This window comes from Pseudomonas sp. D(2018) (assembly GCF_005502555.1).
Taxonomy (GTDB): domain Bacteria; phylum Pseudomonadota; class Gammaproteobacteria; order Pseudomonadales; family Pseudomonadaceae; genus Metapseudomonas; species Metapseudomonas resinovorans.
In genome coordinates, this window is record NZ_SCOK01000091.1 from 1 (window position 1) to 12,073 (window position 12,073).

The 12,073-nt window shown below is 60.8% G+C and carries 12 protein-coding genes; 6 read left to right on the forward strand and 6 right to left on the reverse strand.

The genetic code is table 11. From position 1 onward, the window contains the following. Positions 1 to 397 precede the first annotated feature (397 nt). Positions 398 to 2,524, forward strand: a complete 2,127-nt coding sequence (locus FFS60_RS27840) for a TonB-dependent siderophore receptor (protein WP_137823809.1) — start codon at positions 398 to 400, stop codon at positions 2,522 to 2,524. A gap of 597 nt (positions 2,525 to 3,121) precedes the next feature. On the opposite strand, the gene FFS60_RS27845 is transcribed toward FFS60_RS27840, so the two are convergent. From FFS60_RS27845 to FFS60_RS27855, 3 genes are all read right to left on the reverse strand, one after another. Then, on the reverse strand, positions 3,122 to 3,874 hold the full coding sequence (locus FFS60_RS27845; protein WP_137823810.1) for a hypothetical protein: 753 nt from the start codon (positions 3,872 to 3,874) through the stop codon (positions 3,122 to 3,124). A 123-nt stretch (positions 3,875 to 3,997) separates the two neighbouring features. Further along, positions 3,998 to 5,515 carry a DUF5666 domain-containing protein gene (locus FFS60_RS27850; RefSeq protein ID WP_256658173.1) on the reverse strand — a complete coding sequence of 506 codons (1,518 nt, stop codon included), beginning with the start codon at positions 5,513 to 5,515 and terminating at the stop codon, positions 3,998 to 4,000. Next, entirely contained in the window at positions 5,512 to 6,366 is an 855-nt protein-coding gene (locus FFS60_RS27855; RefSeq protein ID WP_137823811.1) for a DUF6502 family protein, read from the reverse strand. Before FFS60_RS27855 ends, FFS60_RS27850 begins: the two co-directional genes overlap by 4 nt. 215 nt (positions 6,367 to 6,581) lie before the next feature. Here FFS60_RS27855 and FFS60_RS29545 point away from each other — a divergent pair, with 215 nt between their 5' ends. Further along, complete coding sequence (locus FFS60_RS29545; protein WP_218570624.1) at positions 6,582 to 7,067, forward strand: hypothetical protein; 486 nt, start codon at positions 6,582 to 6,584, stop codon at positions 7,065 to 7,067. A 517-nt stretch (positions 7,068 to 7,584) separates the two neighbouring features. On the opposite strand, the gene FFS60_RS27865 is transcribed toward FFS60_RS29545, so the two are convergent. The 3 genes from FFS60_RS27865 to FFS60_RS27875 form a co-directional block, all read right to left on the reverse strand. Continuing rightward, positions 7,585 to 7,836 (reverse strand): hypothetical protein, encoded by a 252-nt coding sequence (locus tag FFS60_RS27865; protein WP_137823812.1) that lies wholly within the window; start codon positions 7,834 to 7,836, stop codon positions 7,585 to 7,587. Between the two features lie 46 nt (positions 7,837 to 7,882). Next, complete coding sequence (locus FFS60_RS27870) at positions 7,883 to 8,125, reverse strand: hypothetical protein (RefSeq protein ID WP_137823813.1); 243 nt, start codon at positions 8,123 to 8,125, stop codon at positions 7,883 to 7,885. Positions 8,126 to 8,694: 569 nt separating this feature from the next. Continuing rightward, positions 8,695 to 9,093, reverse strand: a complete 399-nt coding sequence (locus tag FFS60_RS27875; RefSeq protein ID WP_137823814.1) for a MerR family DNA-binding protein — start codon at positions 9,091 to 9,093, stop codon at positions 8,695 to 8,697. A gap of 74 nt (positions 9,094 to 9,167) precedes the next feature. Between FFS60_RS27875 and FFS60_RS27880 the strand changes: the two genes are divergently transcribed. From FFS60_RS27880 to FFS60_RS28830, 4 genes are all read left to right on the forward strand, one after another. Then, the gene (locus FFS60_RS27880; protein WP_137823815.1) at positions 9,168 to 9,515 is read left to right on the forward strand and encodes a mercuric transporter MerT family protein; all 348 of its coding nucleotides are present in this window, start codon (positions 9,168 to 9,170) and stop codon (positions 9,513 to 9,515) included. A 38-nt stretch (positions 9,516 to 9,553) separates the two neighbouring features. Next, positions 9,554 to 9,778 (forward strand): GDCCVxC domain-containing (seleno)protein, encoded by a 225-nt coding sequence (locus tag FFS60_RS29205; RefSeq protein WP_137823816.1) that lies wholly within the window; start codon positions 9,554 to 9,556, stop codon positions 9,776 to 9,778. A 359-nt stretch (positions 9,779 to 10,137) separates the two neighbouring features. Continuing rightward, complete coding sequence (locus FFS60_RS27890) at positions 10,138 to 11,157, forward strand: sterol desaturase family protein (RefSeq protein ID WP_137823817.1); 1,020 nt, start codon at positions 10,138 to 10,140, stop codon at positions 11,155 to 11,157. A 324-nt stretch (positions 11,158 to 11,481) separates the two neighbouring features. Further along, positions 11,482 to 12,073: hypothetical protein (locus tag FFS60_RS28830; RefSeq protein ID WP_171016598.1), on the forward strand; the 592-nt coding region annotated here is incomplete at its 3' end.

Consider the following 12,073-nt stretch of genomic DNA (forward strand, 5'->3'; position numbering starts at 1 on the left):
TCGGATATATCCCGCCCGCGGAGGCTGAGGCAAACTTCCACCAGCAACAAGCAGGTCAGGCCATGGCGGCCTGACTTAAACGAAACGGCCTCCACAGAACCCGGGGCGATTCAAACGCGGGAGCAGTTACAAGGCATCAAAGTGGGCAATTAAATCGATTTCGAATTTCAGATGACGGGAATGAACGCCGCCATCACCGGTATCCCCTCGGCTATCGATCGCCAGCCGACTACGAGAAGGCCACTACCTGAAATCCCCTATCCCGGTGTCCACCAAAACTTGACCACGACAGCAGGTAACGTATGCAAGTAACGCTGAGGATGAGGCGGAGATAGATTTACGTGTCATTTACAAATACGAATTGGTACCATTTGCTTCTTATTCAAACAAGGAGCTTATGGTGGCATTTTTGCGCATTAATCCGGCATCGCTGCCGGTGCTGGGTGTACTGGTAATTCCGGCTGTACAGGCAGAAACCAAGGATGTGATGGCCATACCGGCGACCGCTGTTACCAGTGCCTATGAACAGCAAAGCTACAAGCCCACCGAGAGCAAGAGCGCGCTGAAGATCGACGCGCCGCTGCGCGATATCCCGCAGACGGTAAACGTGGTGCCCGAGAGCGTGATCAAGGACCAGGGCGCCCAGTCCATGGAGGACGTGCTGAAGAACGTGCCCGGCGTCGGTCTGTCCAACGGCGATGGCCAGCGTGACCAGGTCACCATCCGCGGCTTCAGCGCCATCGGCGATATGTTCATCGACGGCGTGCGCGATGACGCCCTGTACTTCCGCGACCTCTCCAACATCGAACGGGTCGAGGTGATCAAGGGCCCGGCCGCCGTGCTCTACGGCCGTGGTTCCTCCGGCGGCCTGATCAATAGCGTGAGCAAGAAGCCCGGCTTCGAGCCCAAGCACGAGGTCGGCGTAAGCTTCGACAGCGAAGGAAAGCGCCGCACTCAGTTCGATGCCGGCTGGGCCGATGAGCAACAGCGCGACAAGGCTTTCCGTGTCACCGGCGCATACGAGGACAGCGACACCTTCCGCGACGACGGCTACATCGATCGCAAGGCCATCGCGCCCTCGGCGTTCTTCAGGCTCTCCGACGATCTGGAACTCAACGTGGGTGCCACCTACCTCTACGACAAGCGCCTGATCGACTTCGGCATTCCCGCCCTCGGCGACCGCCCGGTGCATGTCGATCGCGAGAAGCGCTTCGGCTCCGGCGACGCGGACCAGGACTACGCCCGCAGCGAGGTGTTTTCTTTCACCGCGAGCCTGGACTATCGGATCAATGACGATCTGACCCTGACCAACGCCACCCGCTACTACCACTACGATCTGGACCGCAACAACACCTTGGCCGACAGCAGTCCGACCCGCTTCGTCACCGCCCCCAACGGCGAGCTGCTGGTGAAGTTGAACCGCGGCAACGTCGCCCGCGACGAATACGGCGTGTTCAACCAGACCGACCTGAAGCAGCAACTCCAACTGGCCGGCATGCAGCACAACCTGCTCTACGGCATGGAAGTGGGCTACCAGGACAAGTATCAGCGGGTGTTCAACCAGAACAACGTGGCCCAGGTGCCGGTATACAGTGACGGCCTGGTGCCGGTGCCGGAGCACGCCAGCAACCTCTCGTCCAAGGGCACCAACTACCAGGAAACCGCCGGTTTCTACGTGCAGGACCTGATCGAGCTGACCTCCCAGTGGAAGGCGCTGCTCGGTGTGCGCTATGACATCTTCGGCCAAGAGTTCGATGACAAGCGCGTGCAGAACGTCGACCTCGACCGCACCGACAAGACCTGGAGCCCGCGTGCCGGCCTGGTGTATCAGCCGGACCAGATCCAGTCCTACTACGTCTCGGTCAGCCGCAGCTACCAGCCCTCGGGCGAAGTGTTCCAGCTCAGTCCGGCTACCAAGAACCTGGAACCGGAAAAAACCACCAACTACGAGGTGGGTGCCAAGTGGGACCTGTTGGACAGCCGATTGTCGGTCACCGCGGCGATCTTCCGCCTCGAGCGCACCAACATGAAGACCTCCGACCCGGCCAACCCGAGCCTCACGGTGCTCGCCGGCGAGCAGCGCACCGATGGCTTCGAGGCCACCTTCAGCGGCCAGCTCACGGACAAGTGGCAGGTCTACGGTGGCTACGCCTATCTGGACGCGGAGATCACCAAGTCCAACAGCAAGACCAATGGCGTGTCCAACGAAGGCCAGGTACCGACCCTGACCCCGCGCAACAGCGCGAACCTCTGGGTCGTGCGTTCGATGACGCCGGAATGGCGCGTCGGTATGGGCGCCAACTACGTGGATGATCGCTACACCGCCCTGGACAACAAGGTGGTGATGCCCAGCTACACCACCTTCGATGCGGCGCTGCTCTACAACCTGCCGCAATGGGACATGGCGCTGCGCCTGCACAACATGTTCGATCGCGACTATTACGCCTCGGCCCACGGTTCGGTGGACTTGATCACCCCCGGTGCGCCGCGCACCCTGGAGCTCAGCGCCAACTACAGGTTCTGACCCCTGCGCCAACGCAAGCGCCCGGCCCATGCCGGGTGTTCCCTCCCGCGAGGGATCAAGCCACCGCGTATGGAGGCCACACGGTAATGCAGCTGTGAACATCATCGAGTTCCTACGAGTTGAAAAGTCTGGTTTCTCTGGACAACGATGATTGCTGTACTGCAAACGGACCGGCCGAACGAGCTAGATGCTCTAAGTGGACAAAGAAGGACGCAGAATTTATCCAACGCCCCTATTGAGGCGTATCGCCGGCGAGCGTAAGTGAGATTTCCTGGGGCGCAACCGCCAGAACTGGCGGACGCAGTGCTGGCGCACGCGATGCAGGTCATCTCCATCCCGCCCAGGGCGCGCGGTGTTGGGCCCGCTTGCTGGTACAATTGCTTGACCGAGACCCAATCACCGCTGGGCGCAGGATACGGATCGCGGTTGCGCAGGCGCCGGACGTAGTGCCCGCTTGGGCAGGCCCCTACCGTCTAGCGGAAAGCAGGCGCTTCACCGTGGACGGCCTCCCTGGCTCTGATGAAGATGCCAAAGTGAGGTTAGCGGGACTACTCAAGTTAGATTGAGGCGGTGTCTACGTCCAGGTACGCAAGGCATTCAGAACGTGTGGCTGAGCAGCAACCCGCCGCCAGAGTCGGGACTGGCATCGGAGTATCCTTTGAGGGCATACAACTGGACCTTCCAGGATGGGCTGAGCCTTTGTGTCAGGAACAGGGTGAATTCCCGGATTCCATCGCCATCGGAGGTCACGCTCTGTCGCCAGTCATAGGCTGCCCCCGCAGAAGTCCCAGGCGCCAGCCCGGCAACGAAGCCGAGCGAGGCAAAAATCGGATCGTCGAAGTCAGAGCCCGATGGGTTGCCGAACTTCTTCCAGCCCAAGGTGGTAAAACCGCTGATGACACCAAAGGCTTGCGCGAGGTCTATCTGGGCGGAGAAGTCGGTCTTTCCAGTGCCAAGGCAGTTGTCTTCATCGGCCGTCGGCAGCTTGATCTTGCCGATTAGATCGACGATCAGCCCATCTCCTCGGCTGCCGTCCAGCAGTGCGTAACCGGCGCTGGCCACAGTGTCACCCACGCCTTTTTCAACGCTGCCACAGTCCCCTGGCAACGGCTCGCCATCCGGCCCTACTGCGGGATTAGTGATGCGCAGGTACGGGATGGTCAGCTTGTAAATCATGGGGCCGGCTTCATACCTGGCGATCACCGGGACATACCAGGTCTCGCTGGTTGTCGGCGTCCCATATCTCCCCCGAGAGTAATCGAGCCCTGAGAAAACCGTGAATTCGTCGGCAAGGACCGGCAAGACCAGGGACACCAGAAGGCCCGGCATGATAAGGCGAGCAGCGCTCATGTTTACCTCGTTGCGATCCAGACATCGAAGTTCACAGCCATGACATTGGCCCTGCTTAGCTTAGCCGGCCATCTGCTACCCGCCTGGGCATAGGCCTGCTTCCAGCAGAGCTGGATTGCGCCTCTAATGGGGCCCGGACCGATCCACCCGCTCCACCCGTTCAACATGGTCTGGTCGCTCAACCTGCTCTGGCCGTTCGACGCGTTCAGGCTTGTCCATCCTCTCGACACGCTCCACGCGCTCAACCCGTTCCGGTTTATCGGCACGGTCCGTCCGTTCGATTCGCTCGATTCTCTCGATCCGCTCTACCCGCACACCGTTCTCGAAAACCTCGATCCGCTCCCGGGTTTCCAGGCGGTCACCGGAATCGCGGATTTCTATCCGCTCGCGACTTTCCAGGTCGCCGGTAGCGGACTCCTCTCTCCGCTCGATTCGCTCCCGGGTTTCGCCATCGTCGCCCCGTTCGATTCTCTCCCGCGTCTCGCCATCGCCGCTGCGCTCGCGGGTCTCAGTCTCAGTGCCGTCCCGACCGGAGCCGCTATTTTCGTGTTCCTCGGAATCTTCCGTAGACGAGTCCTGGTGGCCGGAGCCGTCGCGGATAGAGGAGGCAGTCTGCTCCCGGGAGAATTCGATGCGCGCTGCGCGGATTTCCCGTCCCTTCTCGAACACGCCGGACACCCGGATGCGCTGGTCGACCCCAAGGTCGGCGGCCTGACCGCGTGAATAGGACGTCCTGCTGTCCACATGGGCAGTGAATCCGCCGAACTCAATACGATTTCCCTTCTGTCCGCGCACCAGGCCTTCCACCAGCGCGTTACGCACCCGTCCAGCGAAGGGAATGCCAGGATCGCTGCGCGTCTGGATGACGTTCAGTTGCCGGCCATTCCAGGTGCCGCGCACCAGGACCTCGCCGCTAGGTTCCAGCGGCTTGCTGAGGGCCAAACCTTGCAGATTGCCGGGTCGCTCGATCGCACCGATCGCGCTGACCTGCGCCAGTTTCGGTGCGCGGTCGATCCGACTGGCGACCACTTCGCCCTGGGCATTGCGCAATCCACTGACCCGTACCGCCTCGCCAATGCGCAGACCTTCGGCCACACGGGCCCCTGCGGCAACGCGAACGGGCTGCCCCATCACCCGCATCGGAGTGGCGCCCGTTGCCACATCCGTGATCGGTCCTTCATAGGCGTGGAGGATCGCGATGCTCCGCGCCTCGAGCCCGCGTGGCGACTTGCGAGCCTCCACCGCCACGACTTGGCCAATGGCCAGTTGGTTGCTGCTGGCAGGTTCGCCGTTCTCACTCAGCGAAGCATTGTCATCGAAGTGCACTTCCACGCCGTTCACGCAGATGGAGCCGAATCCGGTGATGGTTCCCACAATGCCCGTACCACCGATCCCACCTTCATCGGCAGGTGCACCGGTACCGCCTATTCCACCGTTGTTGGCGGGTGCGCCGGTACCCCCTACGCCTCCGTTATCGGCTGGAGCACCCGTACCGCCGATACCACCAGTCGCAACGGCGCCCGTCCCGCCCATGCCGCCCGGCTCAAGGCAGACCGGTGCGGCGCTCAGCGAGGGAGAAGCCAGCAGCAACGGGCCGCAGATGAAAGCGAAGGCGCACAACAGGCGTGTGGCAGTGTTCATGACGAACTGGCCGTTGTCGGGCTGGGTACTGCTGGTGGATTGGGTTCGGTGTAGAAATAAAGGCCGATGGTGATGCGCTGCCTGGCATCGAGAGGGGGAATGTCGCGTTCCTCCAATGCCGCTGCCAACTGGTTGAAGCCGATCAGCACCTGCATGCCATCTGCCTTGACCGCTTCGCGCAGTTGGTCGACAGCGGCGGGCGACAAGCTGTCGTAGTGGACGCTGCGTTCGAAGAAGGGCGCCCCTTCCTCGGTCAGGTTGTGGACAGCGGCGCAGGCATGATCGTGGAGGTTGTGCCGAAAATAGGCAGCCTTCTCGTCGAACCCGCGTTGCGGAATGAAAGCCATCGTTTCCAGGTGCACGCAATCCTGGTCATCCATTCGCACAATGCCCAGGCGCTGCCACTCGTCGAGCACGACACGGGCACGAATGTCCTTGCTGACCGTCGCTACCAGGGCATCGAACGAGCGCTCGCCACCAGTGCTGGCCAGCCGAGCCAAGGGCAGCGGCCGGCCAGGTTGCTCGCAGAACGGTGCGTTGTTCTGCCAGACACTGACCAGGTGCGCCCCAAACGAGATGACCTCAGGCAGAGAGACTTCTTCCCCGGCCGCCTTGGCCCGCAGGCGCCGGACATCCTTGCGATGAACACCTGTCAGCAGGCTGATTCGGCTGTCGGTCGGCGGCCTGTCGTCGAGGCGAAACTCGCGCTCGGCGACATCAACGAATATCTCCTTGAGCAGATCGGCAAAGCTGGTATAGGTGACCCCCTTCTTGAGCATCAGCCTCACCAATGGGCGCATGACGTGTTGCAGCGCCGGCAGGAGAGAAAGAGGCAAAGTGGGTAATCGCATGCAAGTCGTTCCTCAAGAACAGTACCGAGCAGGAAAGCGCTCCTGAGCGGTCAGCCCAGCGCTTAGCCCGAGATTCTCCGCATTTCAACCTCCATCGCCTAACGCGCTACAACCCTCTACGTTGCCGCCCTCGCACCACAAAACCCGGAGGGATTCCGGGTCTTGCCGCGCGCAGGTTCGGCGGTTCAAGCCCCGGAGCGGTCGTCGCCGACATCATGAGCGGGGCCATCATCCGCTCCCCGACTAACACCGTGGGCCTCGCCTACGTCATGGTCGGCGCCGTCATCCGCACCGTGGCCGACACCATGAGGCCCACCCAGGTCGTGACCGGGCCCGTCATCCGCGCTGTGACCGACACCATGCGGCCCGCCGTCATCGTGGTCCGCATCATTGTCTTGGCCACGCCCGCTGCTCGCGCTCCCAGGACCGCTATTGCCACCGTGGCCACCACTTTCGCCATTATGGCCCGACCCGCTATGGCCACCACCGTGCCCGCCGCCGTCGCCGCTGTGGCCACCGCCACTTCCACCACCGCCGTGTCCGCCGCCACCGCCGCCGCCGCCATCTTTGGCATACGCGCTGGAGAAACTACCCATGTAATCGGGTACCAGGACCGTCGACGCCGACAGGACTCCGCCAATTGCCAGAGCCAACAAGCATTTCTTGAGCAGCATGATGAACCTCCGTTTGGAGTTGCGTAGCCATTCCCGTTTCGAACACAAGAACCAGCACATTCCCAGCCGTCCATTGGAGCGGCCAGCCAACCGACGCGGCTGTTTATCTGCAGCATGAAATGGCAACTGCGGTGTCCGCACGATCCTTGTAAGCCAGTCAGAATCTATACGTGGGAATATTTCCCACATATTGAGGCTAGTGCTGCCAGCCCGGGTGTCAACGACCGGCTATCGGGACTCGCTGCACAGGGACTACTTGAGCCCTGGGCGACACGCCCACAGCCTCGAATATGGAAGTCCGGCCTGAACTGGGCATATCGTCACTCGTCGTCATTGCCTGAAGCTCTCCACCGCGCCGAGACCTTCGCGTTGGCGAGGTGGCACTTCAGGCTCAAGTTGAGCTTGTCAGGTTACGGGTGGCGTGGCGCCAGTCGGCTCGCTGCGGCGACTGGGAATGGAGAAGAACCTTCCGTAAAGAAGCAACCCCACACGAGGGGTTCTCTTGACACCCCAATAGCCAGCGATTTTTTGGCCTGATTGCACTTCAGGCTTGCCGGCGGCCACGGTTGGGCAACACGGCCCGTGGGGGCGAATGGCCGCCGCATCTGCGTTCGAGGAAACTCCGGTATTCATTGAGCGCCGCTACCTCGGCGGCGGAAATGCGTTCGAACTCCACCATTTGCTCATCGGACCAAGGGACCATCGCCTGTTCCAGAAAGGCCACCATGGCGATGTGGGTCGCCGCGGCGTGCAATGTCAGGCGGTGAATTTCTGCCCAGATGAAAGGATTTTCCATTGAGCGCTCCTGGTACGTCCGAATGAAAATCTGACGTGGTTCGAGATCACCTCGTCTTCCGGCTATCCAGTACCAGGGTGATGGTTCCATCGGCACGTGAGGCGACGTACGGATCAAGTGCCGGAAATCTTTCCGCTGCCCGCTCCACCAGTAACTCCCCCGCAAGGCGAATCCGCTCAGAGGTAGAGTTCGGGAGCCTGATGCTCTCTCTCGCAAAACCATTGGTTGCCAGTTCTGCGGCAGCGCGTTCGAACAGTTCATCCAGCAGGACCAAGGTTGCTCTATCCATGGTTTTGCCTTTGCGGCGAATCTCCTGCTTCGATGTCGGGTTGTCGCGATCGACTTCTCGCGTCTGGATTGTTTGGAACCCTGAAGATCACACTGCGACCTATGCAAGGGACGCGCCTGTAGCGAGCCGTGAACGGGGGGCCGGGAGGTGCGAATGACCGGGACCGCGTCGTCTGGCTGGCTGGGAGCACTGGGACGAGCGTGCAGAGCCTTTCTCCAACTCCAGTATAAGTTATTGAGTTTGATTCGAAACAGGTCGAGGCAAAGCTGCAGGCAAATGGACGAGTAGCGATTGAGGTCCAATCTTGGGTAATGAAACCCATTTTCTGGGCCGATGCGGAGGGGGAAGTGGCGCGAGCCCAACGTCAGGGAGGCGCAGAGACGGTCTTCCAGAGCGTGGAAGGTCTGCGCCGTGTCGAACGAAGGGACGTCGTTGGTACTGCCTGATGTCCACTTCCGATAGCGAACCATGATGCCGGCTTGAGTTTGCCCCGCGCAGGTCATGACTGACTGTCCAGGCGGGGGGGCGATTACCAGTACGAGTCAATGCAATTACGCAGTCGTCGTGAATCAATCCCGGTTCATTGCTCGGATGATCGGGCAATCCATTTCGCCCGTGTTCAGATCGCATTGATGTATCAGTTCACCCAGCGCTTGGCGCATCGCCGTGAGTTCGGCCAGTTTGGTCTCGATCAGTTGCAACTTGCGGACGGCCAGCGCCCGCACATCTGCGCAACAGTGGCCGTCGGCCAACGCCAGGAGGCTGACTACTTCCGCTAAGGTGAAACCAAGCGACTGGGCACGCTTGATGAAGTGCAGGCGCTTGACCTGATCCGGACCATAGCGCCGCTGGCCGCCTGCCAACCTGGCCGGCAGTTCCAGCAGGTCGCGACGCTGATAATAGCGGACCGTCTCGACGCTCACGCCGGCCAGCGTCGCCAGCTTGCCGATAGTCAATTCCTGGGCCATGAGCCCCCCTTGACTCCGTACTTAGGTACTGGTCTTAGATTAACTGTAGGGCAAGCCTTCCTCAGGCGCATGACGTGGCATTCATCACAATTACCCGTGCACTGTGGGCCAGCGTACTGGCTGGAATGGCGGCCTCATTGTGCTGCTATGGCCCTGTCTTCTTCCTGGTGCTGGAGCTTGGAGGGGGAGCCTGGGCCCTGGGCCTGACTACTGTGAGGCCCTATCGACCGCTCTTTATCGGTCTGACCTTGCTCTTTCTGGGACTTGCCTTGAGCCGCCTCTATCTTGTACCGGCTTACGCAGTGAATTGGTCGCGTGCAAAGAGATGCCGGCTGAAACGCCAGTGGCACTGGTTTTGGCTGGTTACTGTCCTGCTGCTGGGTTTGCTGGCAGCGCCTTGGCTCGCGCCGCAGCTCCGCTGAGCGGTGCGCCTCCTTTCCCTAGCAGAATGGAAGTCGGCATGCATGGAATCACTTACGATTCCGACCTGACGTGCCCGAACTGTGGGTTCACCATGCAGGTGAGGATGCCTACTGATGCCTGCCTGTACTTCCATAAATGCAGCCACTGCAAGGCGTTGATGCGTCCCAAACCCGGTGATTGCTGCGTCTTTTGCTCCTATGGTTCGGTCCCGTGTCCACCTCGACAAAGACAGACCAGGCCCCCGACCCAGTCCAAAGACTAGGCTAGGACCTCGAACTTCTGGGGCGTTCATGCTGGTGAAAGCCTCCCATCGATCTCCTGTCGAATGGGCCTGCTGTATCCGTTTCTTGTTTTGACAGTAAGAATTATTGGCAAACAATATTGCGCTTATTGTTCAACCTAGCCGACGTGGGACATGGCGCTGCATCGGCACACCGTCTTCGTCTGCGATTAGTACGCCTGCGCATACGGATCAGTGGACCTGATCCCCCCAGGAGCGCAGCGCCAACTCCAGGTTCGAACCGAAACAGGGCCGATACGTGCCGTTCAGGTCGATCCAGCACTCGGCAGCCGGCAGGCACCCGGCCAACTCCACTGTCCTTTGACGAAGACTCGCCCGCCGTGGACGTTCTCCCGCTTATCTACAGACACCTGACTGATTTGGTGGTCGATCAGGTCACCAGGCAGTTCTCAGGTATCTTCGACCTGAACGGTCGCCTCGGCGTGTTGTTTCTCTTCGTCTCCTACACAGTCGCCTACTGCCTGTTCCGATTCAGGAAGCGTCGAGGCCTGACGAACGCGCAGTCGTTCTGGCAGTTCATCGGCGGCAACCGGGTCAATTTCCATCGCTCGGCGTTGCTGGACTACCGGTACTATTTCGTGCGGGCAATCCTGAAAAACATCCTGGTTCTGCCCATCGTCGGCCTGGTGGATCCTTACATTCTGCGCTCCGGGGATTACGTCGCCTTTTTCACCAACTTGTGGGGCGCGCGCCCGCATCTCGCTGGTCTACGGGCTAGGGTGTTTCTGGTGAAGGACTTCGTGCATTACTGGGCTCATCGAGCCTTTCATTCCCGATGGCTGTGGGCCTTTCACAACGTCCATCATTCGGCGCCTGTCCTGGTGCCGGCGACAGCGAGCCGGGTGCACTTCGTGGAAAAGATCGTCGAGAAACTGACCACCGCCGATTGCCTTGGCTTCTACTCCGGCGTCTTCTGGTACGCCTGTGGTGGGGAAATCAGCCGCTACACCCTGTTCGGCATGACCTATCTGGTGTTCATCTTCAATGGGTTGGCGGCAAACCTGCGTCACAGCCATGTTTGGCTTTCGTTCGGTCCAGTCATCGAGCTTGTGCTGAACAGTCCGGCCCAGCACCAGATTCACCACATTGACGCACCCCGGCACTTCAACAGGAACTTCGGTACCAACCTGTCACTCTGGGACTGGATGTTCGGGACGCTCTATGTCACCTCCGCAAAGCCCGAGAGCATTCGATTCGGTATCCGGGAAAACGATCACGACCGTTACCTGACGATCTACAGCCTGATCGTCACCCCCTTCGTCGATACAGCCCGCAAGATCATCCTGGCGAAACGTCCGCAGCCAGTTCCGCCCGAAGCATCCAAAACAACCGGTTCGTAGTCGGCGACGCTGGTACACAGCGTGCCGACACTGCATCCGCTCATATTGTTGGCCCAAAGCCTGTAACAGCCATATAGAAGTGTTCGCTGCGGGCAATGGCGCGCTGAACCTCAGCCTGGAGCAGGCAAGGAGAGGTGGATGAGCGCCAGGTCAAGCGGTTGAGAGCCCTCAGTCTGGCCCCCATTTCCTCGCACAGACGAGGGTTCGCGGGCCGTGCGGCAGGATTAGGAAATGGAGTCGCAGGCCCCGCGACTCTTCAGGGCTTGCGACTCCAACTGTTACGTCCCTCAAAACTCCCGGGACGTTACCTACTGAGATGCCTGCGTGTTCATTGCCGAACTCGAAGGCCTAGTGCTGTACCTCGACCACATCGACGTCCGGCGCGTCAGGAGCGTCCGGCGCGTCATCGTCAGCATCTCTGGCTGCGTCTGCAGCATCCTTGGCAGCGTCCCTGGCTGCATCTGCCTCAGCCCTGGCAGCGTCTCTCGCGGCGTCTGCCTCGGCTTTGGCAGCATCCCTGGCTGCATCTGCTTCAGCCCTGGCCGCATCTCTGGCTGCATCTGCACCCTCTACGCCAGCCGCTTTGGCGGCATCTCGGGCTGCATCTGCTTCAGCTCTGGCAGCGTCCCTGGCTGCGTCAGCAGCGTCCTTGGCAGTATCTCTGGCTGCATCTGCGTCAGCTCTGGCAGCGTCTCTGGCTGCATCCGCCTCAGCTTTGGCAGCGTCTCTGGCCGCATCTGCGCCGTCGTTGTCGGCGTCGTTGTCATGGGCATTGCCTGGGCCTCTGTTACCAGCCATACCACCATGGTCAGCGTCGCCGCGCCCCGGCCCCCCATGACCGTCACCGTCATGGCCTGCTTCACCATGACCGCCACCGTGACCTCCTCCGCCGTCACCGCCGTGACCACCTCCTCCC

Excerpts from the sequence above, each read along its gene's own strand:
- FFS60_RS27865 (WP_137823812.1), bottom strand. The coding sequence starts at position 7,836 with ATGGAAAATCCTTTCATCTGGGCAGAAATTCACCGCCTGACATTGCAC.
- FFS60_RS27870 (WP_137823813.1), bottom strand. The coding sequence starts at position 8,125 with ATGGATAGAGCAACCTTGGTCCTGCTGGATGAACTGTTCGAACGCGCT.
- FFS60_RS27845 (WP_137823810.1), bottom strand. The coding sequence starts at position 3,874 with ATGAGCGCTGCTCGCCTTATCATGCCGGGCCTTCTGGTGTCCCTGGTC.
- FFS60_RS29205 (WP_137823816.1), top strand. The coding sequence starts at position 9,554 with ATGCATGGAATCACTTACGATTCCGACCTGACGTGCCCGAACTGTGGG.
- FFS60_RS27875 (WP_137823814.1), bottom strand. The coding sequence starts at position 9,093 with ATGGCCCAGGAATTGACTATCGGCAAGCTGGCGACGCTGGCCGGCGTG.
- FFS60_RS27850 (WP_256658173.1), bottom strand. The coding sequence starts at position 5,515 with ATGAACACTGCCACACGCCTGTTGTGCGCCTTCGCTTTCATCTGCGGC.
- FFS60_RS29545 (WP_218570624.1), top strand. The coding sequence starts at position 6,582 with ATGAGCGGGGCCATCATCCGCTCCCCGACTAACACCGTGGGCCTCGCC.
- FFS60_RS27855 (WP_137823811.1), bottom strand. The coding sequence starts at position 6,366 with ATGCGATTACCCACTTTGCCTCTTTCTCTCCTGCCGGCGCTGCAACAC.
- FFS60_RS27840 (WP_137823809.1), top strand. The coding sequence starts at position 398 with ATGGTGGCATTTTTGCGCATTAATCCGGCATCGCTGCCGGTGCTGGGT.